Annotated in this window: 18 protein-coding genes; 2 read left to right on the forward strand and 16 right to left on the reverse strand. The window is 45.2% G+C overall.

Annotation, left to right across the window (positions count from 1 at the left end):
• Positions 1–36: 36 nt before the first annotated feature.
• The 9 genes from ftsY to EKM80_RS10340 all read right to left on the reverse strand — a co-directional run bounded on the left by ftsY (position 37) and on the right by EKM80_RS10340 (position 12,838).
• Positions 37–1,056 carry a signal recognition particle-docking protein FtsY gene (gene ftsY / locus EKM80_RS10300; protein ID WP_125553045.1) on the reverse strand — a complete coding sequence of 340 codons (1,020 nt, stop codon included), beginning with the start codon at positions 1,054–1,056 and terminating at the stop codon, positions 37–39.
• 4 nt (positions 1,057–1,060) lie between these two features.
• Positions 1,061–1,876 (reverse strand): Cof-type HAD-IIB family hydrolase, encoded by an 816-nt coding sequence (locus tag EKM80_RS10305; protein ID WP_125553046.1) that lies wholly within the window; start codon positions 1,874–1,876, stop codon positions 1,061–1,063.
• Positions 1,873–5,430 carry a chromosome segregation protein SMC gene (gene smc, locus EKM80_RS10310; protein ID WP_125553047.1) on the reverse strand — a complete coding sequence of 1,186 codons (3,558 nt, stop codon included), beginning with the start codon at positions 5,428–5,430 and terminating at the stop codon, positions 1,873–1,875. The genes EKM80_RS10305 and smc overlap by 4 nt, the downstream gene beginning before the upstream one ends.
• Positions 5,431–5,467: 37 nt before the next feature.
• Positions 5,468–6,160 (reverse strand): ribonuclease III, encoded by a 693-nt coding sequence (rnc, locus tag EKM80_RS10315; RefSeq protein ID WP_125553048.1) that lies wholly within the window; start codon positions 6,158–6,160, stop codon positions 5,468–5,470.
• A gap of 739 nt (positions 6,161–6,899) precedes the next feature.
• Entirely contained in the window at positions 6,900–7,139 is a 240-nt protein-coding gene (gene acpP / locus EKM80_RS10320) for an acyl carrier protein (protein WP_125553049.1), read from the reverse strand.
• A gap of 267 nt (positions 7,140–7,406) precedes the next feature.
• Positions 7,407–8,429 (reverse strand): phosphate acyltransferase PlsX, encoded by a 1,023-nt coding sequence (gene plsX / locus EKM80_RS10325; protein ID WP_125553050.1) that lies wholly within the window; start codon positions 8,427–8,429, stop codon positions 7,407–7,409.
• A gap of 159 nt (positions 8,430–8,588) precedes the next feature.
• Positions 8,589–10,631: an ATP-dependent DNA helicase RecG gene (gene recG, locus EKM80_RS10330; protein WP_125553051.1), complete on the reverse strand. Its 2,043-nt coding sequence runs from the start codon at positions 10,629–10,631 to the stop codon at positions 8,589–8,591.
• A 68-nt stretch (positions 10,632–10,699) separates the two neighbouring features.
• Positions 10,700–12,373, reverse strand: a complete 1,674-nt coding sequence (locus EKM80_RS10335; protein WP_125553052.1) for a DAK2 domain-containing protein — start codon at positions 12,371–12,373, stop codon at positions 10,700–10,702.
• Between the two features lie 105 nt (positions 12,374–12,478).
• A complete protein-coding gene (locus EKM80_RS10340; protein ID WP_125553053.1) occupies positions 12,479–12,838 on the reverse strand; it encodes an Asp23/Gls24 family envelope stress response protein in 360 nt (119 codons plus the stop codon).
• A 258-nt stretch (positions 12,839–13,096) separates the two neighbouring features.
• Between EKM80_RS10340 and EKM80_RS10345 the strand changes: the two genes are divergently transcribed.
• Together EKM80_RS10345 and rpmB are read left to right on the forward strand one after the other, a co-directional pair.
• A complete protein-coding gene (locus EKM80_RS10345) occupies positions 13,097–13,615 on the forward strand; it encodes a hypothetical protein (protein ID WP_125553054.1) in 519 nt (172 codons plus the stop codon).
• Between the two features lie 165 nt (positions 13,616–13,780).
• Positions 13,781–13,966: a 50S ribosomal protein L28 gene (gene rpmB, locus EKM80_RS10350; protein ID WP_010011081.1), complete on the forward strand. Its 186-nt coding sequence runs from the start codon at positions 13,781–13,783 to the stop codon at positions 13,964–13,966.
• 53 nt (positions 13,967–14,019) lie between these two features.
• Here rpmB and EKM80_RS10355 read toward each other — a convergent pair whose 3' ends face one another.
• The 7 genes from EKM80_RS10355 to fmt are packed head-to-tail and all read right to left on the reverse strand — an operon-like array spanning position 14,020 to position 21,035.
• Positions 14,020–14,664: a thiamine diphosphokinase gene (locus EKM80_RS10355; protein ID WP_125553055.1), complete on the reverse strand. Its 645-nt coding sequence runs from the start codon at positions 14,662–14,664 to the stop codon at positions 14,020–14,022.
• On the reverse strand, positions 14,657–15,319 hold the full coding sequence (gene rpe, locus EKM80_RS10360) for a ribulose-phosphate 3-epimerase (RefSeq protein ID WP_125553056.1): 663 nt from the start codon (positions 15,317–15,319) through the stop codon (positions 14,657–14,659). Before rpe ends, EKM80_RS10355 begins: the two co-directional genes overlap by 8 nt.
• Complete coding sequence (gene rsgA / locus EKM80_RS10365; protein WP_125553057.1) at positions 15,316–16,221, reverse strand: ribosome small subunit-dependent GTPase A; 906 nt, start codon at positions 16,219–16,221, stop codon at positions 15,316–15,318. The genes rpe and rsgA overlap by 4 nt, the downstream gene beginning before the upstream one ends.
• Positions 16,222–16,257: 36 nt before the next feature.
• Entirely contained in the window at positions 16,258–17,997 is a 1,740-nt protein-coding gene (gene pknB / locus EKM80_RS10370) for a Stk1 family PASTA domain-containing Ser/Thr kinase (protein WP_125553058.1), read from the reverse strand.
• A complete protein-coding gene (locus tag EKM80_RS10375; protein ID WP_125553059.1) occupies positions 17,994–18,740 on the reverse strand; it encodes a Stp1/IreP family PP2C-type Ser/Thr phosphatase in 747 nt (248 codons plus the stop codon). Before EKM80_RS10375 ends, pknB begins: the two co-directional genes overlap by 4 nt.
• Positions 18,741–18,745: 5 nt before the next feature.
• A complete protein-coding gene (rsmB, locus tag EKM80_RS10380; RefSeq protein ID WP_125553060.1) occupies positions 18,746–20,098 on the reverse strand; it encodes a 16S rRNA (cytosine(967)-C(5))-methyltransferase RsmB in 1,353 nt (450 codons plus the stop codon).
• Entirely contained in the window at positions 20,088–21,035 is a 948-nt protein-coding gene (fmt, locus tag EKM80_RS10385) for a methionyl-tRNA formyltransferase (protein ID WP_125553061.1), read from the reverse strand. The genes rsmB and fmt overlap by 11 nt, the downstream gene beginning before the upstream one ends.
• Between the last annotated feature and the right edge of the window lie 5 nt (positions 21,036–21,040).

Below are 21,040 nucleotides of genomic sequence, written 5' to 3' on the forward strand. Positions count from 1 at the left end.
GTTACTGGCGCATTCGCCAATAACTAGGACCTTTTTTTATTCCGTTTTTTCTTCGGTTGGTTCGCCTTGAATCAAGTCTTTGAACAGCCCATAAACAAACGCATTAGCGTCAAATGGTTGCAAGTCATCGATTTGTTCACCAAGACCGACTAATTTGACCGGCACATCCAGTTCGCTACGAATGGCCAGCACGATACCGCCTTTAGCCGTACCATCTAATTTAGTCAGTACGATCCCAGTAACATCAGTGGTTTCCTTGAATTGTTTAGCTTGGATCAAAGCGTTTTGGCCAGTCGTCGAATCTAGCACTAGCAATACTTCATGGGGTGCGTCAGGAATTTCTCGCGAGATTATCCGCTTAATTTTCTCCAACTCATTCATCAAGTTGACCTTATTTTGTAGCCGACCAGCGGTATCAACCAACAATACATCGTCGTGATCACGTTTGACTTTTTGCACCGCATCATAGACAACCGCCGCTGGATCGCTTTGTGCTTTACCAGCGATCACCGGCACGTCAGCGCGCTGACCCCAAACCTGCAATTGTTCAATGGCCCCAGCTCGGAAAGTATCCGCTGCTGCCAAAACTACTTTTTTGCCTTCTTCTTTGTACTGATGCGCTAATTTACCAACAGTCGTCGTTTTACCGACGCCATTAACGCCAACAAATAGGATAATTGTGGGTCCATCAACTGCAAAATTTATATCGTTTTTTTCGTCTGTTCCTTCAGCTTCGTAGATATTAACCAATTTTTCAACAATGACCTGGGCCACGTCCTGTTGGCTTTTGGCATTGCGTAATTTCACTTCATCGCGCAATTCATCGCTGAGCTTAACCGCCATTTCATAGCCAACATCGGCACCAATCAAGGTTTCTTCTAAATCATCAAAGAAGTCCTCATCCACCGTCCGAAAATTAGCAAATAATGCATTCAGCCGATCGCCAAACGTTTTACGACTTTTTTCTAAGCCCTTGTCATACTTCTCTTCAGTTGGTGTTTCTTCCGGTTTCGCGCCACCGGTAAACGCCTGTTTAATTTTATCAAATAAGCCCATATCTTCACTCCTTCAAGTCAAAATAATGCCGCAAAAATCGTGCCACGCCATCGTGTTCATTGTCTACAGTCGTCACTTGGTTGGCCACAGCTTTGATTGCCAGCACACCATTAAGCATCGCCACGCCAACACCGGCAGCTTGTAACATTGATAGATCATTTAACTGATCACCAAATGCCATCAGATTAGCGCGTTGCCAGCCAAAACGCTGTAACAAGATATCTAGCGCTGCAGCTTTAGTCACCGCCAGCGGACTAAATTCCAACAAGTTAGTCCGCGACGAAGCCACGTTAAACGCTTGGGTCAACGTGAGCGGTAATTGTTGCTGTCCTTGGGCTAGTAAAGCTGGTGCAGCTGCCACCACAGCTTTACTATATTGCAAATCCGCTGCTAAGTCCATGAAAGTCCGCGGCGCAAAGGTTAATGCTGGATTCATTTGTTGATATAACGACGCAGGTAAATCGCTTAGTGGATAAACTTGTTCAAAGTCTAAAACATCCAGCGGCCACGCCACCGTGTGCGCAAAATCGACTAATGGCGCTAACGTTGCCTTAGTCATACTTTGCTGAGCTAAAATCTGCCGGTCAGCCACCTGTTGAACTAAGGCACCATTAAACGTCACCACATAATGATTAGCCCCAGTTAAACCAAGTTGCGCCAAGTACGGCCAAATCGCATTGATCGGCCGCCCTGTACACAACACTAATTGTACATCTAACGCTGCCAGTTGCTGCAAGGTCGTTACCGTCAGTGGGGTCAACGCCTTGGCCTCATTCAACAGCGTACCATCAAGATCAAAAGCAATCATTCGAATACTCATGCGTGCGCCTCCGTTTTTGCGTCTGCCAACGCCACCGATACCATGTGCGATACGCCAGACTCCTGCATCGCCACACCGAACAAGACGTCCATTGCCATCATCGTCCCTTTACGGTGCGTGATGACCACGAACTGGGTTTGCTGGTCATAGCGTTGCAGAAAATGACCAAAGCGTTCAACATTGGCTTCGTCTAAGGCTGCTTCTACTTCATCTAAAATACACAACGGTACCGGCCGTACGTTGATGATCGCAAATAATAACGTAATCGCCGTTAACGCTCGTTCACCGCCAGATAATAAACTAAGCTGCTGCAACTTTTTACCCGGTGGCTGGGCGGTAATTTCAATACCTGTAGTTAACAAATCAGCTGGCTCCGTTAAGCTTAGGCTAGCTTGCCCGCCGCCAAACATTTGCGGAAAAATTTCGGCAAAAGCTTTCGCCGTTGCATCAAAGGTCGCCTTAAACCGCTGGCTCACTTCCTGATCCATTTCCGTCATTGTCGCTGCCAATTGCTCACGAGCGCTAAGTAAGTCATCGCGCTGTGCCAATAAGAATTCATAACGTTGACTGACCCGCTCGTACTCGGCGATGGCACCAAGGTTAACTTCGCCTAGATCGGCTAAGCCTAACTTCAATAGCTTTTGTTGTTGCTGTAATTGGGCCAAATCAGTTGACAACGCAGCAGCTTTTGCAGCTTCAAAGCTTAGACTGTAGTCACTTTCTAACTGACTCAACGCGTGATTAAGGCTGTCATTTAAGCTCGTTAAAGTTGCCTCAATTCGCTGTTGAGCCGCTAATTGCTGCTGATAAGATGTTTGTGCATGCGCCAATTGTGCTTCTTGCTGCTGCAAGGTTGTTGCTAGTTCATCACGTTGTGTTTTAATCGTAGCAATCTGCTGTGCCAATTGTTCTAACTGTTGCGCTGCCCGCTTGAGATCCGCCGCATTACTGGCATGATCACGCGTTTGCGTGCTCAAACGCTGCTGCAGTTGCTCGATTTGTTGCTGATTACGGGCCATCGCTGCCTGCAATACACTTTGTTGCTCAACGTGTGTGCGGTTAGTTTGCTGCCGCTGCTTTTGCTGTTCCTGCGCCACTGCCAAATCAGTTTGCGCTTGTTGTCGCTGACTAGCTGTCGCTGCTTGCGTGGCCTGCCAACTATTTAACGTCGCTTGCTTCGCCTTCAGCGTTGCTTGGCTTTGGGCAATTGCAGTCGCTATTTGTTCAGTTTGCGCTTGATTATCCGCAATTTTCTGCTGATAATCCGCTGCCGCTTCATTTTGTTGCTGATTGGTAAAACTGAACGCCTGCTGTTGCCGGGCTAGCTGTGTCGCTTGGCGCGTCAAATCTTTCAAAGTCGCTTGGCTTTCTAGTGCCTGTTGCGCCAAGGCTTGTTGTTGCGTATCGCTAGTCGCCAACTGTTGTTTGTCGGTTTCAATTTGCTGCTTCAGTACTTGCAGTGCCTGTTCTTTAGTCGCCAGCTGCTGCTTCATTTTAGCCAGTTGTGCGACCAAATCGCGTTGTTCCTGTTCGCGGGCTAGCAAGCCATTTTGCTTGGTGCGACCGCCACCAGTCATGGCACCACCTGGATTCAGAATATCGCCGTCTAACGTGACGATACGGACCCGGTGCTGCAATAACGCTGCTAATTTGATTGCCGCCGTTAAATCTGTTGCAACTACGCTGTGGCCAAGTAAGTGGCGCATCACACTAGCATGCTCAGGTGCAAACTTAACTAGGTCCGCGGCCACACCAATAAAGCCTGACTGCGAACTGATTTGCTGCAATTGATTAGCGTTTAATTGTTGCGGCTGCATGACCGATAAGGGTAGAAAAGTAGCGCGACCTAGGCGTTGTTGCTTTAAATAAGCAATGCTGCGTTTACCGGCCGCTTCATCGGCCACCACTACTGCTTGTAATTGACCGCCTAAAATAGCCTCTATTGCTGTATTGTATTTAGCCGGCACCGTCAGTAATTCAGCCACGGCACCGATAACACCAGCTAACTGGGCTTTATGCTGTAAAACACCCCGTACGCCGGCATAAAAGCCACTGTAATCGTCCTTCATTTCGGCTAAACTAGCTTGCTTAGCTGCCACTTTCTGCATAATAGCCAGCGCCTGATACCATTGTTGCTGTTGCTGATCGTAAGTGTGTTGCTGTTGTTCTACTTGTGTAGTTAGCACTTGCTGCTGTTGTGTTTGCGCGGTTTGCTTGGTTTTAATTGCTGTCGCTGCCACTTGTGCTGCGGCTAATTGGCCCTTTAACGTCGCGGTTTGTTGCGCTAATGCGGTTTGTTCAGCCTGCTGTTTTTCGTCTTGTGCCTTAGTTTGCTGCTGCTCCCGCGCCAAATAAACCGCCTCATTATGCAAAGTGGTTTGCGCCTGCAATTGATCAATGTATTGCTGCTGTAACGCTGCCACCTGTTGCTTTAAAGTGGCTTCATCGACCTGCTGCGCCTGTGTATAATTAGCGACCGTTTGCTGCTTTTGCTTTAAATCAGCTTTAGCTTCCTGCAGTGCCGTTTTCTCGGCGGTAAGCACTTGCTGTAACGCCGTTAACTGGCCTTGTTGCTGCTTTAATTCACCAGTTAAATCGGTTAACTTATCTTGTGCAACTTGCCGCCGCTCACCAGCTAATTCAGCTTGCCCAGACAATTCTGCTTGCTGCTTGGTGATCCGCAGCTGATCTTGCTGCAATGTATCTAATCGCTGTGTATTTTTCTGTTGCTGGGCTTTTTGCGCGGTAACCTTAGTTTGAAATTCACTTTGGTTACGTTGCGCTAACACGACATTTTCCTTAGCAGCTTTCAATGCTTGTTGCTGTTGTGTTTTAGCAGCTGCCCGCGTCTCAATTTGCCGGACTAATAGCGTTTTAGTGACTTGATCCAGTTGCTTTTTTTGTTGCAAGTAATCCTTAGCTAAGCTACTTTGTTCCTTCAGCGGTTCTACTTGTTGACCTAATTCAGCAATAATATCGGCCACCCGATGCAGATTATCCGCGGTGGCATTCAGCTGACTGTCGGCTTCTTTTTTACGTTGCTTGTATTGTACAACACCAGCAGCTTCTTCAATAATGCCGCGCCGGTCAGCCGGTTTGCTATTAAAAATTGCCGCAATTTTTCCCTGTGAAATAATGGAAAAGGATTCTCGCCCAAGGCCAGAATCCATGAATAAATTAACAATATCCTTTAAGCGACAACTTTTTTGATTTAAATAAAAGGCTGATGTTCCGTCACGATATAACACGCGGGTCACTTTGACCTCAGCATAATCTACTGGTAATTGATGGTCGCTGTTATCAAAGGTCAGCGACACTTCAGCCCGATTTAATGGCTTGCGGGTATTGGAGCCGGCAAAAATAATGTCGGGCATTTTCCCACCGCGCAGGCTTTTGGCCGATTGTTCCCCTAGCGCCCAACGAATTGCTTCAGTAATATTGCTTTTACCACTACCGTTAGGGCCAACGATACCAGTGATGCCATGGTCAAATTGAATCACTGTCTTGTCCGCAAATGATTTGAAGCCGTTGATTTCTAATGTTTTAAGTTGCACACTGTCGGGCTCCTTTTACTATATCTTGAAACGTGTTTTACGCTTGTAATTTTCGCAAAGCCACTTCGGCCGCCACTTGTTCTGCGGCTTTTTTCGTGTGGCCAGTACCTTGACCTAAAACTTGGTCGCGGGCAACAACTTCCACTGTAAACTGAGCGTCATTAGCTGGACCAGCTTCAGCAATCAAACGATAAGTGATTTCCACTTCGCCATCTTTTTGTAAAAATTCCTGCAAATTGGTTTTGTGGTCCATCACGTAAGAAAATGCCCCGGCTTCAACTTTCGGGAAGACGACCTGCGCAACAAACTTCTGCACCGCTGCCTTACCTTGATCCAAGTACAATGAACCAACGAAACTTTCAAAAATATCGCATAATAACGAATTGCGATCGCGGGCACCGTTTTTTTCTTCACCCTTACCAAGTTTAATGTATTGATCAAAATGGCATTCCCGGGCAAAAGCACTAAAACTATCCTCACAGACGATTGCCGCACGTAACCGGGTCAATTTACCTTCAGGATAATTGGGGTACTTTTTGTATAAATATTCCGACACAGTTAATTCCATTACCGCATCACCAAGAAATTCGATCCGCTGATAATCTTGTAACTTCAAATTTGGATGTTCATTCACGTATGAAGATTGCGTAAATGCCTCAGATAACAGATCGACATTCCGGTACTCAATACCGAAACGGTCACGTAATTCATTTAAAAATGTTTGCTCCACAATGGGGCTCCTTTCTACTACACTGCTAAGGTTAGTTTAACTTAGCTTAAGTTCGCTAAGTTAAACTTCGGATGTTTCGGGCGATGGCCATTCTACTACGGCGAAGTACGCCTAGTAGAAACATGGCTCTACTTCACTACTAAGGTTAGTTTAAATTAGCTTAAGTTCGCTAATTCAAACTCCAGATGTTTCGGGCGATGGCCATTCTACTACGGCGAAGTACGCCTAGTAGAAACATGGCTCTACTTCACAACTATGGTCAGTTCAAATTAGCTTAAGTTCGCTAAGTTAAACTTCGGATGTTTCGGGCGATGGCCATTCTACTACGGCGAAGTACGCCTAGTAGAAACATGGCTCTACTTCACAACTATGGTCAGTTCAAATTAGCTTAAGTTCGCTAAGTTAAACTTCGGATGTTTCGGGCGATGGCTATTCTACTATAACGCCCCGCGCAACGACACGCTCCCAAAATTAAAATTCAGACGCCATAATTCACACCAGCGTATTATACAGGTTTTTAAGCGAAAAAACTAGCCGCTGACTTACGGCACAAATTAAAATTACTTAAAACTAGTTTTATAGATACTGATAATAATAAAATTAGTTCATACATATATAGCCAAGCTGATCACACCGCATCACTTTAGTAAAAAAATTTTCTTGGCGTTTAATTTCACCAACCAGCCTAACAAAAATGAGTCACCGCTATCCCTTAGAATAACACTGACTCATCACTGTTTTATTGATGGTTTTTGACGTAAGTTACTGCGTCGCCCACTGTCGCTAATTTTTCTGCATCTTCATCCGAAATCTCAGCACCGAAAGTATCTTCTAACTCCAAGATAAATTCGACAATGTCGATCGAATCAGCGTTTAAATCTTTCTTAAAATCAAGTGACTGGCTGACCTTATCAGCTGACACTTCAAACCGATCCTCGATCAATTTTGCGATCTTATCATAGATCTCTTGCTCAGACATCTAATCCCCCCTTGCTTGGTTATTAAAATAACCAATAATTTTGCGCCGGACAAATCAAATTCGTCGCTGCTTTTTTTTAACAACGCTTCAAATGTAGATCACTGGTAAGAAAAATCAGCACGCGCAGTAAAATATTTTACCGCTCATTTATGCACTATGTTACATGTATTGTCACAATCAGCACTTATGCTTACTTTTTTCACTAGTAGTCGATTTCAAGGTTCAAATAGTAGTGTAATGGTTTTATTCGCCATTGTCTAGCCCAATTTAATCGTTTTGTTCTGGCCGCTTAGCTAATTGGTTATGGCTAAAGTAGTCCACCACATCGCCGACGACGTTTTTCGTGACCATATCGTGGATCTGACTAATGGTGTAGTACACCGCATCCGGGCTAGCTGTCCCGTGGGTTTTGACCACTGGCGCTTGTAAGCCCAACAGAACGGCGCCGCCATAACGCGCGTAATCAAAATTATCCCGCAGCGTGCCTAAGCTACCTTTTAGCAGTGCACCGCCAATTTTAGCCTTGACCCCACCATTCATAATTGAATCCTTCAGCAAATGCAAAATTGCCATTGCAGTGCCTTCAATTGACTTCAAGGCAGCGTTACCGGTGAAACCATCAGTAACGATCACATCAGCGCGCCCATTTAACAATTCGCGTGATTCAATATTACCGACAAAATTAAGGCTCTTTTCCGCAGCAATCAGCTTATAGGCCGCCTTATGGGTTAAATCGCCTTTATCAGGTTCGGTACCGTTATTTAACAATGCGATCCGTGGTTGCTCGATGCCCCGCATGTTTTTAGCATAGTAATTACCTAGGACAGCAAATTGGTACAAGTTTTCCGGCTTACTGTCGGCGTTCGCGCCAATGTCCAAAATATTAAATTGACCACCAGTCCGGAAATCAGGCATGGTCGGCATTAAGCCAGGCCGATCGATGCCCTTGATGCGGCCAATGATAAATAACCCTGCCGCCAACAACGCGCCAGTACTACCAGCAGAAAAAATGGCATCAGCTTGGCCGTCTTTAACCGCACGAGCAGCAACGACCATCGATGCGTCTTTTTTACGGCGGACAGCACGCACTGGTTCCTCATCAGCTAAAATTTCTTCACTGGTGGCGATAACAGTTAGGCGTTGGTCATTTTTAATTTCAGCACGGATTTTACTTTCATCCCCATAAAGTAAAAATTCAATATCGGGAAATTGATCGCGAGCCCGCTCTACGCCGGCAACAATCGTTGTTGGGCCATTATCGCCGCCCATAGCATCTACTGCAATCTTCATGGCTTGTTACCTCTCTTAAAGTGTTTGCAAAAGTAAGCAGTTCTTAACGCTGACCTCGACTTAAGCAAATCAGCGCATGGATCGTCTGATCTGCTTAGTTAGGCCTAGCTGGAACCTGACTTTTCAAACATATTTTTATTGTAAAATCTAAAAAAATGGCTAATCCAGATTCTGATAACTTTGTTCCTGACGCGCAAGATATGCCGCTAACGGCTGATTTTCTGGTTGTTGCCAGTTGCTATTAACCAAGGTCTGCGCCTCGATCTGAGCTGCTTCCAGTGCCCGATAATCAGCGACTGGATCAGCAACTTTAAATTCAGGCATCCCTGATTGGCGCTCTCCTAATACGTCACCAGCACCACGCAGTTCAAGATCTTTTTGTGAGACTTGGAAACCGTCATTGGTGGCAACCATTGTTTCCATTCGTTCGATTCCATTTTGATTCTTGGGGTCGGCGACTAAAATACAAAACGAGGCCGCTTTCCCACGGCCAATTCGACCACGTAATTGATGCAATTGTGATAGGCCAAACCGATCAGCATCGAAGATCAGCATCGCCGTGGCGTTAGGCACATCAACGCCGACCTCGATGACCGTTGTCGCCACTAAGACCTGGAACTCATTGGCTTTAAACGCCTGCATGACCTGATCTTTATCTTCATTTTTCAATTGACCATGGAGCAAGCCAACTTGGTACGTCGGCGAAAACGCCGTCTGCATTTTGGCAAAAACAGCCTGAGCGTTTTTCAAGTCCATGCTATCTGATTCCTCAATTAACGGTGTTACCACGTAGGCTTGGCGGCCTTGCGCTAATTCATTTTGTATAAAACTCAGCGCATTAGCCACTTGATTGCCGCGAATCCAGCTGGTTTTGATGGGAATCCGTCCCGCTGGTAATTCATCAATTGTGGAGACATCCATTTCACCAAAAGCAGTGATCGCCAAGGTCCGCGGAATCGGCGTCGCGGTCATGGCGAGAATATCTGGTCGATAACCTTTTTGCCGTAAAACGCGGCGCTGGTTCACGCCAAAACGGTGTTGCTCATCAGTGATGGCCAAGCCTAATTTGGCAAAATCAACGCCAGCCTGAATCAGCGCATGGGTGCCGATGATCAGATCAATTTTGCCGCTGGCTAAGTCGCTGAGGATCGCCTGACGCGCCTTACCTTTGATCGAACCAGTAAGTAGCGCCACTTGTACGTCAAAGTCGGCAAACAGCCGTTGTAGGTTCTTATAGTGCTGCTCAGCTAGAATTTCCGTTGGGGCCATTAATGCCGCTTGATAACCAGCCGTCACCGCTGCGTACATCACTAATGCCGCCACGATTGTTTTCCCACTGCCGACATCACCTTGCAGCAAACGATTCATGTGCTGAGCACTTTTTAAATCGCGACAAATTTCGTTGACCACGCGTTTTTGTGCCTTGGTCAACTCAAAGGGCAGCGTCTGGATAAACGCACGTAGCTTTTGATTGTCATAATGTAACGCCAAACCCTGTTCTGGTGCCTGTTCCCGCTTTTTTAACAACTGAATTGCCATTTGGAATAAAAAGAATTCCTCAAAAATTGCCGTGCGCCGCGCTGCATCAGCTTCAGCTTGTGACTTAGGAAAATGCATGCCGTGGATCACTTGGCGTTCACTGACTAACCGATATTTATCGATCAATGCCTGCGGAACCACGTTGACGATCAACGTGGCGTAGTCATCATAGGCGGCCCGAATCAGTTTAACCAGCGTCGTTTGGCGGATGCTTTTGGACACACTGTAAATCGAAGCAAATTCCGGGCTATTATCATTTTTGATCGCCAAAACTTTCATGCCAGTCATGCTTTTGCGTTTAGCGTCCCATTTACCATAAACCGCCACTTCAGCCCCCGTGTCAAACTTATCCTTCAACCAAGGCTGATTAAAAAAGGTGACCATGATTGCGGCACTGTCGATCAATAAACGGACGTTCAGTCGGTTTTTCCCACGGCCAAAACGACTGACAACTGGTGGCCCGACCACAATTCCTTTTAACGTGACTTTTTCCTGATCAACAACTTCGTCTAACGCCTTAACCTTTAAATCTTCGTAACGAAAGGGAAAATAGTGCAGCAGATCATCAATTGTATCGATTTTTAATTCATGGAGCGCCTGCACTTTTTTTGGTCCAACACCAGGTAGTACTGCCACCGGATCAAGTAAACTTTTCTCAGTCATCGCTGTACTACCTCCTTAGGCCATGCCAAACAAGCTGGAATCTAGATCCCAGCTGTTCGCAACTAAACTTATTCGACTGAAACTAAATAAGGATAAACAGGCTGTCCACCGTCATGCAACTCAACTTCCAACTCATCATCAGCAGCCATCACTGCATCCGCGATCGCCTGGGCTTCTTTCTTCGTGCCGCCCTCACCAATCAAAATCGTTACAATTTCGCTGTCTGGCGCCAACATAGCCTTGATCATATCGACGGCAGCTTGCTGACGTTTAGCAGCTGTCACTTTGATTTTACCGTCAATGATTCCCATATAATCATTTTTCTTGATCGCCAAGCCGTCAATTTTAGTATCACGAATTGATTGCGTAACTTGTCCACTGATCACATCAGCTAAACCGGCTGTCATTTGCGCTTGGTTATCCGCCAAAGAATTATCTGGGTTAAATGATAATAGTGCAGTCATCCCTTGGGAAATCGTCTTACTTGGTACAATTTCAACTGGAATATCGGCTACTTTAGCCGCTTCCTGTGCTGCCAAAATAATATTACCATTATTCGGCAAAATCAAAGCCTGCTTCGCATTGGCTGACTTGATCGCATCGACAATATCTTGTGTGCTTGGGTTCATCGTTTGCCCACCGCTTAAAATCGTTGTTGCCCCTAAGCTTTTAAGCAACGTGCTAACGCCTTTACCAGAAGCAATAGCGATGATACCAAAATCAATTGGTTCTTGAGCTGCAGCCGCCGCATTGACTTGATCTTGTTCCAAAATTGTTTCATGCTGCAGGCGCATATTATCAATCTTAATTTTCAACATTGAGCCATATTTATGACCGTATGCCAAAACAGTGCCAGGATGTTCCGTATGCACGTGGACCTTGACCACTTCGTCATCATTAACGACTAACAAAGAATCACCAATACCGTCTAAATGATTCCGGAATGCTTCATAATCAAACTTCTCCGTAGCACCATCTTCGCCTAAGCCAACCATCATTTCAGTACAATAACCAAACGTGATGTCGTCGGTAGCGATTTGACTTTGCACACTTTGATGATGCATGGCGTTAACCATCTCATCCATCTCAGTACCATCAGGTTGATACGCATCATCGTCAGCGACCTCACCAGAAAGGCCTTCCAGGAAACCTTCATAAATGAAAACTAAGCCTTGGCCACCGGAATCAACAACGCCGACTTCTTTTAATACCAGCAATAAATCAGGTGTTTTAGCTAAGGAATTTTTTGCTGCCGCTACGACTGCTTGTAAGATCACCACAGCATCCGTGGTCTCCCGGCTTTGTTTATTAGCCGCACGCGCAGCTTCACGCGCAACGGTTAAAATCGTTCCTTCAACGGGCTTCATAACAGCTTTATAGGCCGTTTCCACACCACTCATCAAAGCAGCGGTTAGATCCTGGGCCGTTAATGCTTCCTTACCCGCCACGCTGCTGGCAAAGCCACGGAACAATTGTGAGGTAATAACCCCAGAATTACCGCGGGCGCCCATCAGTAAGCCCTTAGCCAAGGCTTGTGCCAGTTCACCGACACTGTTGGCGTTAGATTCATTAACTGCTTTGGCACCACTACCAAAGGATAAGCCCATGTTAGTCCCAGTATCACCATCAGGCACAGGGAACACATTCAATGAATTGACAAATTCAGCATTTTTAGTCAGCCGGTGTGCACCAATGCGCACCATGTCTTGAAACTTTGCTGCCGTTATTTCTGTTACTTCCAAAATTTATCCTCCTTGTGCTGTTTTGCCTGCTTAAGCGCAAAACAAAACCAGCGGGACACATTCGTATCCGCATTCTACGCAAAATAGTTTTATCATCAAATATAACTAATCAGCTAACCGTACACCTTGAACAAAGACGTTAACTGAATTAGCTGTGACGCCGAGCATTGTTTCTAAGTTATACTTCACTTTAGATTGAACGTTGCGGCAAACTTCCGAAATCTTGGTGCCGTAGCCAACCATGATGTAAACATCAATCGCCACGCCATTTTCTTCTTGGCGCACAACCACACCGCGCGCATAATTTTCTTTGCGCAAAATATCATTTAAATTATCACGAATTTGATTTTTACTTGCCATCCCAATGATGCCGTAAACATCAGTGGCGGCTCCACCAACAACCGTAGCAATTACGGCATTAGCAATATCGATTGTACCGTATTGAGTTTTAATGTGCACAGCCATTAAAAAGTACCTCCTCATTTTCACTTTGCAGTCACAAAAAAGACCGCAATAAAAAAACTTCTACACGCCATTCTATCATAGCCAGAAAATATTGAAAAGTTATCGTCCACTTATCAGCTAAATAAAACGTTGCTTTTACGGAATTTTCCAAATAAGAATTTGGCGTAACTGCCGCTTTTATTGACTGTACTTGGTAGCATATTTATTGTGCTAATGCCGATTTAGCTTTTACACTAATAGTAAACGGAGGTGCCACCTATGACCACCATTACTGTAATTGTTGGCAGCAAAAAATATAAGCCGACCGCCGACTATACTGCAACCGAAAATATCACCTATTATCCATTCACAATCGCAGCCTTTATTCCCACGCCGCTGAGCATGACCGCTAAACCCTACCGCCGGGTGATGGCTTATTTGCTAGGACAACCGCAGATCAAGGCCAAATTACACCATTTAGAACGTAATTTCACGGTCAATCAGTTACTGAACCACTTTAAACGGCGCCAGATTTATTTTGCCTTAGCCACAGATGGGACTGAATTGCAACGATTTATCACGCAACACCCCAATGCCGAAATTAACTTGTTATTGTTGGGTAAAAAAGCATGGCGTTGTGCAACTAAATTTGCCGCACAGCCGCTAGTTACGATCTACACCTTTCCTGATCCCGGAAAAAAAGACAGCTTTTGGCGCAGCCTTGACTACCAAGATGATTCGAATTTGACTTCCACTAGTGCCATGCAAAAATTAGCACAACCAAAAATTCGCTTGTAAACAGACATTGGTCAGTAATTCTTTAGCCTAATTTAACACTAAGTTTTACCCTGTCAAGCAAATTTACTTGAAAGAAAAGTATTGCAATCACGGGTCTATTATGATAAATTAAATCAGGTAAGTGTTAACGAGCAGCATGTAAAAATGCTTAAGGGAGGACTAGACATGGCTAAAGATTTCATTACCGGCAAAGGTACAACTTTCGGTAACAAGCGTTCACACGCGTTAAACCATAGCCGTCGCAGCTGGAAAGCCAACTTGCAAAAAGTGCGCATCCTAGTTGATGGCAAGCCAAAACGTGTATGGGTTTCTGCAAGGACATTAAAATCCGGTAAGGTTACTCGCGTTTAATTAAATTAGACGATAAGAAAAGAGCTTAGGCAATTGCCTAGGCTCTTTTTGTTTTAGTCATGACTTTGGATCACAGCCACCACGCCAGTACGAAAACTAAATGTAGCACTTTTTTGAGTGAATTGATTACTAGCAAACATAATCGGTTGCTCATAATCAGCATTGGTCAATTTATATTTGGTATCATATAAAGTTAACCCAGTTACTGCAGTTAATGGCGCAAAGGCCAAATAATGCTGCCCCGCTTCTTGCGTGATCGTGTGTACCCCGGGTAAAAACAGACGCAAATTATTTTGACGATCTATTATCCGCACACGCTGACAATACGGCAAAAAGCGTGGTTGGAGCAGCATGAACAGATTATCCAATAAATGATCCAATCGGCCGCCGGTTGCACCGTATAAGGTCACCCGCGTCGCCTGCAGTTCAGTTAACGCCAAGGCCAACGCTAACTCAGTATCGGTTTCATCCTTATCGGTCACCGCATAACGAAGATCAGCGACCTGAGCCTGCACCGTCGCCAGTTCTGCAGTGGTCAAGGAATCAAAATCACCGACCGCCACTTGTGGCGTGATGCCGAGGTCTAGCAAGCGGAGCGCCCCGCGATCCGCGGCAATCCACGGCACCGTGATTTGCTGTGCTAAATCAACTGGCCACATGTTACTAGGGCCACCAACTAATAAATTAAACTCAGTCATTGGTGGCAACAATGTTACGTAAACTTTGAATTTGTTGGGCAGGATCAGCTGCACCATAAACGTAAGAACCAGCGACAAAGACATCAGTTCCTGCGTCAGCACAGGCTTTAACAGTTTGATCACTTACACCACCATCGACTTCAATATCGAAGTGATAGTCGTTAGTCTGCCGCAATTGATCTAGCCGTTTAACTTTACTTAACATTGCTGGAATAAACGTTTGACCACCAAAACCAGGATTAACCGTCATAACCAATACTTGATCAACCAATGGCAACACATTTTTGATTTGCTCCAAAGGTGTGCCGGGGTTCAACACAACACCAGCTTTGACCCCCGCTGCCTTGACCATCTGTAAAGCCCGGTAAATGTGCGGTGTACTTTCCACGTGCAACGTTAAAATATCAGCGCCAGCCTTAGCAAATTCAGCAACAAAACGTTCCGGCGCTTCAATCATCAAATGACAATCCAAGACTAACTTAGTTACCGGCCGTAACGCAGCCACCATGCTGGGGCCAAAGGTAATATTAGGCACAAATTGGCCGTCCATCACGTCAATATGCAAATAATCAGCGCCACCAGCTTCAACGGTTTGGACATCGCGGGCTAAATTAGCAAAGTCCGCACTTAAAATAGAAGGTGCAATTTTCATCATTTTTTGCCTCGTTTTCCATTGTATTTCGGCTTCTCCGCCTTTTTTTCTGTACGGAATTGTAAATAATTTTCATAGCGACTGGCTAAAATTTCACCAGATTCCACTTGTGCTTTCACCGCGCAACCCGGTTCCTGATCATGCTGACAGGCACGGAAACGACAATCTGGCGCCGCCGCCACAAATTCAGGGAACAATAAGGGTAACTCAGTTAATTCAAAAGCACTAAGTTCCAGCGACGAAAAACCTGGCGTATCTGCGACTAACCCACCAAATAGCGGCAATAGTTCAACGTGCCGCGTTGTATGTTTACCACGGCTTAAACTTTCCGAAACCGCGGCTGTTTTCAATTGCAGTTCAGGATCAATATGATTAAGCAAAGTTGATTTACCTGCCCCTGATTGACCCATGAAAACCGTCAATTTATCGGCAAATTGCGCCGTTAGTTGTTGGATTTGTGCTGCTGCAAATGGATCAGCATCAAAAAAGGTCTGATAACCTAATTGCTGATAGTACGCCACAATTGGCGCAATTTTGGCCTGCGCTGCGGCGGCTAACAAGTCCCCTTTAGTGAAGTACAGTAGCGGCTGAATATTTTTTTGTTCCAACATGATCAAAAAACGATCCAACAGATTGCTGGAAAAATCTGGCTTGACGCATGACGTCACCACCACCGCTTGATCTACGTTAACCACTTGCGGCCGCACTAAAGCATTTTTACGCGGCAATAATTTTAACAGGTAGCCTTCATCTTTATTGGTACTTTCAAATTCAACATAATCACCAACTAATGGGGTCAATTGCCGTTTACGAAAATTACCGCGCCCCCGCGTTTGAAATGTTTTTTGTTGAGAATAAACGTAATAAAACCCGCTTAATGCTTTTCGGATCTGTCCTTGTGCCAAATTTTCACCTCAGTTTTTGATTGTGTTATCACTAAATTAATCTGGTGCGCCACCAGCTTCACTACCACGAGAAAGAATGACCGTGATTTTTGCAGTGCGCGCAACGGCAGTCCCTGCTTTTGGTGATTGTGACATCACCGTGCCAGCCTGAACCGCACTTGAGTAATCATACTTGGTATTCAACGTAAAGCCCATACTACTGGCGTATTGCCGGACACTGGCCTGGGACCAATTCGTCATGTCTAGTAAACTAAACCCATTGGCACCAACGCTAACCGTTAACGTTATTTTCTTGCCTTTAGCGACTACCCGCTTACCTGCATCAATACTTTGTTGCACGATTTGACCGTTCGTATAACGACTGGAAATAACCGTCGTCCGTTTCACTACAAAACCAGCTTTTTTAAGTTTGGCCACTACCGTTGAATATGACTGCCCGGCGTAATCGGCTAATACGTACTCTTTTTGACCTGTACTAATGCGCATCTTGACAACTGATTGTCGTCTTACTTTTTTACTTTTAGCTGGGGTGGTGCCGATCACTTGCCCTGCCTTAACCGTATTACTGTGTTGTTTAGTAGCTGCGCCCACCTTAAACTGGCGAGCAATTAAAGTCGATTCTGCCTTACGCTGAGTCATACCGGCAACATTTGGTACTGCTACTGGCTGCAACTGATTAACAATAAAGAAGCCCACCACGATCACTGCAATCAGTGCCAATAAGCTGACGATCACAACGACGGGGTACCGACGCCGCTTTTTTGCTGGCGGTTCTGGTGGTGTGCTAACCGCAGCTTGCGCTACAGCTGCTGAACTGGTGGTACTTTGATTCACTGCGGCCGCTGATGTCATACTGACCTGGCTATTACCATAGTGTTCTGGCTGCAACCGTGGCAAAATTTTAGTTTCTTCATTGCTGACTTGTGACACAAAACGCGGTTCACCAATTCGTAACGGTGATAACGCGGTTTTGAGATCTGCCGACATTGCGGTCACTGATTCATAACGCTCAGTTGGTTCCTTAGCTGTGGCTTGTAGCACCACATTTTCCAAGGCTTGCGGAATATTAGCATCAATTTTGCGTACCGAAGGAATTTCATTTTGAAAATGTTTTAGCGCAATGCTCACTGCAGTTTCACCCTCAAAAGGGACTTTTCCAGTCAACATTTCATATAAAATAATGCCTAGTGAATAAATATCTGATTGCTTAGTGGCGATACTACCGCGGGCTTGCTCCGGTGACAAATAATGGACTGAGCCTAACATTGAATTTGTTTGTGTGATTGAGTTTTCCGATAACGCCACTGAAATCCCAAAATCAGTAATTTTCAAATGACCTGATGGCGCAACTAAAATGTTTTGGGGTTTTAAATCACGATGAATAATCCCGTGTGCATGGGCTTGTTGGACTGCCGCTAAAATTTCAGTCATCATCCGTACGACTTCCGCATAGGAAAGCGGATAATGATCGGCAATATAGCGTTTCAAATCCGTACCAGAAACATACTCCATCACAATATATTGTAGCCCATTGTCTTCACCAACATCATAAACAGTGACAATATTGGGGTGAACTAGTTCAGTAGCTGCTAATTCTTCCCGTTGAAAACGACGAATTGTATCGGGATCGTTTTGTAGATCAAGTCGCAATACCTTGACCGCTACTTCTCGATTTAAAATTAAATCTTGGGCCAAATAAACATTGGCCATCCCACCTTCACCAACGGGACGGATCACGCGGTAGCGACCGCCTAATTTATATCCTGCTTCCATCATTGTGCGGCCACCCCACGATCCTCATATAGTAGTAATGCCGTAATATTATCTAATCCACCTGCCGCATTCGCCGCATCAAGCAAGGCCTGACATTTTAACTCCAATGAGCGCGGACTCGCTAAAATCGTACTGATTTCCTCATCAGACACCATATTGGTCAATCCATCGGAACACAACAAAATATAATCACCGTGTTGTGAGCGCCGTACCACAACATCAGCATCAGCTTGCTCAGAGACACCTAATGTCCGGGTAATAATATTTTTCTGTGGATGATGTTTAGCCGCTTCAGCACTTAATTGACCGTGTTTGACTAATTCATTGACCAATGAGTGATCCTCCGTCATTTGACTCAGCCGCCCATCGCGATACAAATACGCCCGGCTATCACCAATGTTAGCGATAATAAACTCATTTTGATAATAGATTGCCGCCACAAAGGTGGTGCCCATCCCCGATAAATCAGGATACTGTTGTGACTTATTGAGAATATGCTCATTTTCTTTCTGCAATTCCGCCACTAGCCAAGAAATAATTGGCTCAACCTTATCGAATTCTGTCTGCTCAAAATCATAGCCAATATGTAAAACGGCCATGGCCGAAGCCACGTCACCGCCTAAATGGCCGCCCATGCCGTCCGCAACAATTGCGAATTGAACCCCAGCTACATTTTGATAGACGCTTACATAATCTTCGTTGTTCGCCCGGCGTTGGCCAACATCCGTTCGGTAAGCGAATTTCATCCTTTTTACCTCATTTTCCGTTTCAGATTACAAATGAAGAAGCCATCCGTTCCGTAGTCATCTGGATATAAGCGCAAATGTGGCTCAGTGGCCACCTTAAGTGCCTTATCAGTATGCACTGGGATCGTTTCAAACTCCGTATGCTTTGCGAGAAACTGCTCGATCACGTCTGCATTTTCTTCATTAACAATTGTACACGTACTATAGGTTAAAATGCCACCAGGTTTTACTTTAATTGCGACACTATCCAAAATATCTAACTGAATCTTTTGTAAATTCATTAAATCTTCCGGTTGTCGTGCGTATTTGATTTCCGGCTTACGGCGCATTAAGCCAAGTCCAGAACATGGTGCATCGACTAAAACACGATCAAATGACTTATTGGCCACCACGTCACGCAAATTGCGTGCGTCAAACGCACGTGCATTAACGACATCCGCCACATGCAATCGTTTAGCATTATCCTTGATCAATTTCACCTTGTGCGGGTGCAAATCAAACGCCTCAACGTGACCACCAGCTTCGGCAGACAAGTAACTCGCAATATGTGCTGTTTTACCACCAGGCGCTGCACAGGCATCTAAAACTTGATGCTGCGGCTGAATTTGCATCGCTGCTGCAACTAACATTGAGCTTTCATCTTGAACGGTGTACTGACCATAAGCAAAAGCCGTCGTCCCCGCCAAAAAACCACCTTGGCGAACTAAGCCAACAGCAGACAGCGCGCTTGGTTCCGTATCAAGGCCTAATTCAGCTAGTTCCGATTGAACTTCATCAACTGTGGCAATCGCCGTATTAACGCGAATGGAAGCCGCTGCTGGTTGGTTGATCGTCGCTAAAATAGCGCCGGTCTTGTCGCTACCAATTTGATCAGTGAGTTTAGCTACCAACCATTCAGGAACGCTGGCGCTAATACTCAAGCGCGTCAGTGGATCACTAATCGTTGCGAGTTGGGGCACTCCTTTACGTTCGATCTGACGTAAAATTGCCGTCATCAAGCCTGCAACCCCTTGATTGCCCATTTTTTTAGCAATTTCAGTTGCCTCGTAGAAAATTGCCCGATTAGGAATTTTATCTAAATAAACCATTTGATAAACAGCAACCCGTAAATTTTGACGCGCCCAACGCTCCAAGCGTTGCGGCTTTTTGATAAACGGTTTTAAATAAAAATCTAACGTCAATTGGCGCTGGATCACACCATAAACTAAATTCGTTAATAAACCGGCATCAGCTGGTTGTAATTGTTCCTTATCAATCGTTTGATCCAACGTAATGTTAGCGTAACTACCTGAATCAGCAACGCGGTCCAACAATTTAACCGCTAAATAACGCGGGGAATGCTTAATATTAGTCTTCAATGAGTAATTGCCCTTCCTTAAGGTCGTGTCCTTGGCCGTTTAAATAGGCCGTAATCGTCATTTTCGCCTTACCTGCTGGCTGAATGTCGTCGATGTATAAAACTTTGTGATCTGCGGTGGCAACTCCTAACGCGTGTTTGCCGATTGTGGCAATATAACCAGCCGCCAAATCAGTCGCTTCATCCGTTGGTCGTACTTGCCATAACTTAGTCCGTTGACCGCCAATTTTTACAAACGCACCTGGTTGCGGCCGTAATGCACGAACTTTAAAATCAATTGCCGCAGCGCTCATATCCAACGTCACTTGTTCCTCACCTGGTTTGATTGTTGGTGAAAAAGTGACTTGGCTTTCATCCTGCGGTTGTGGCGTAATTTTACCGGCAATTAAATCCGGTAAAGTGGCTAATAGTAATTTCTCACCGACTTGGCTGAGTTTGGTAAATAAGGTGCCGTTATCGTCGTCAGCCATGATTGGCAGGGCTTGCTGGCGTAAAATATCGCCAGCATCCATCTGTTTGACCATTTCCATAATGGTGACGCCAGTTTCCTTTTCGCCATTTAACAAAGCGTATTGAATTGGCGCCCCACCGCGATATTTAGGCAATAATGACGCATGGACATTGATGGCTTTAATTTTCGCTGCTGCTAATACTTTGCTAGGCAAAAATTGGCCGAAAGCGGCTGTGATAATCAAATCTGGTGCTAATGCAATCACTTGATCAGCTTCTGGACTGCCACTTAATTTTTCCGGCTGTAGCACTGGAATCTGATGAGCTACGGCAACCTTTTTTACTGGTGAAGCCGTTAGAATATGCTTACGTCCAACCGGCCGATCTGGTTGGGTAACGACAGCCAACACGTCATACCCAGTTGTAATTAAACTTGCTAAAATTGGTGCCGAAAATTCCGGCGTCCCCATAAAGACAATTGACGTCAATAACT

It is taken from the genome of Loigolactobacillus jiayinensis (assembly GCF_003946445.1).
Lineage (GTDB): Bacteria > Bacillota > Bacilli > Lactobacillales > Lactobacillaceae > Loigolactobacillus > Loigolactobacillus jiayinensis.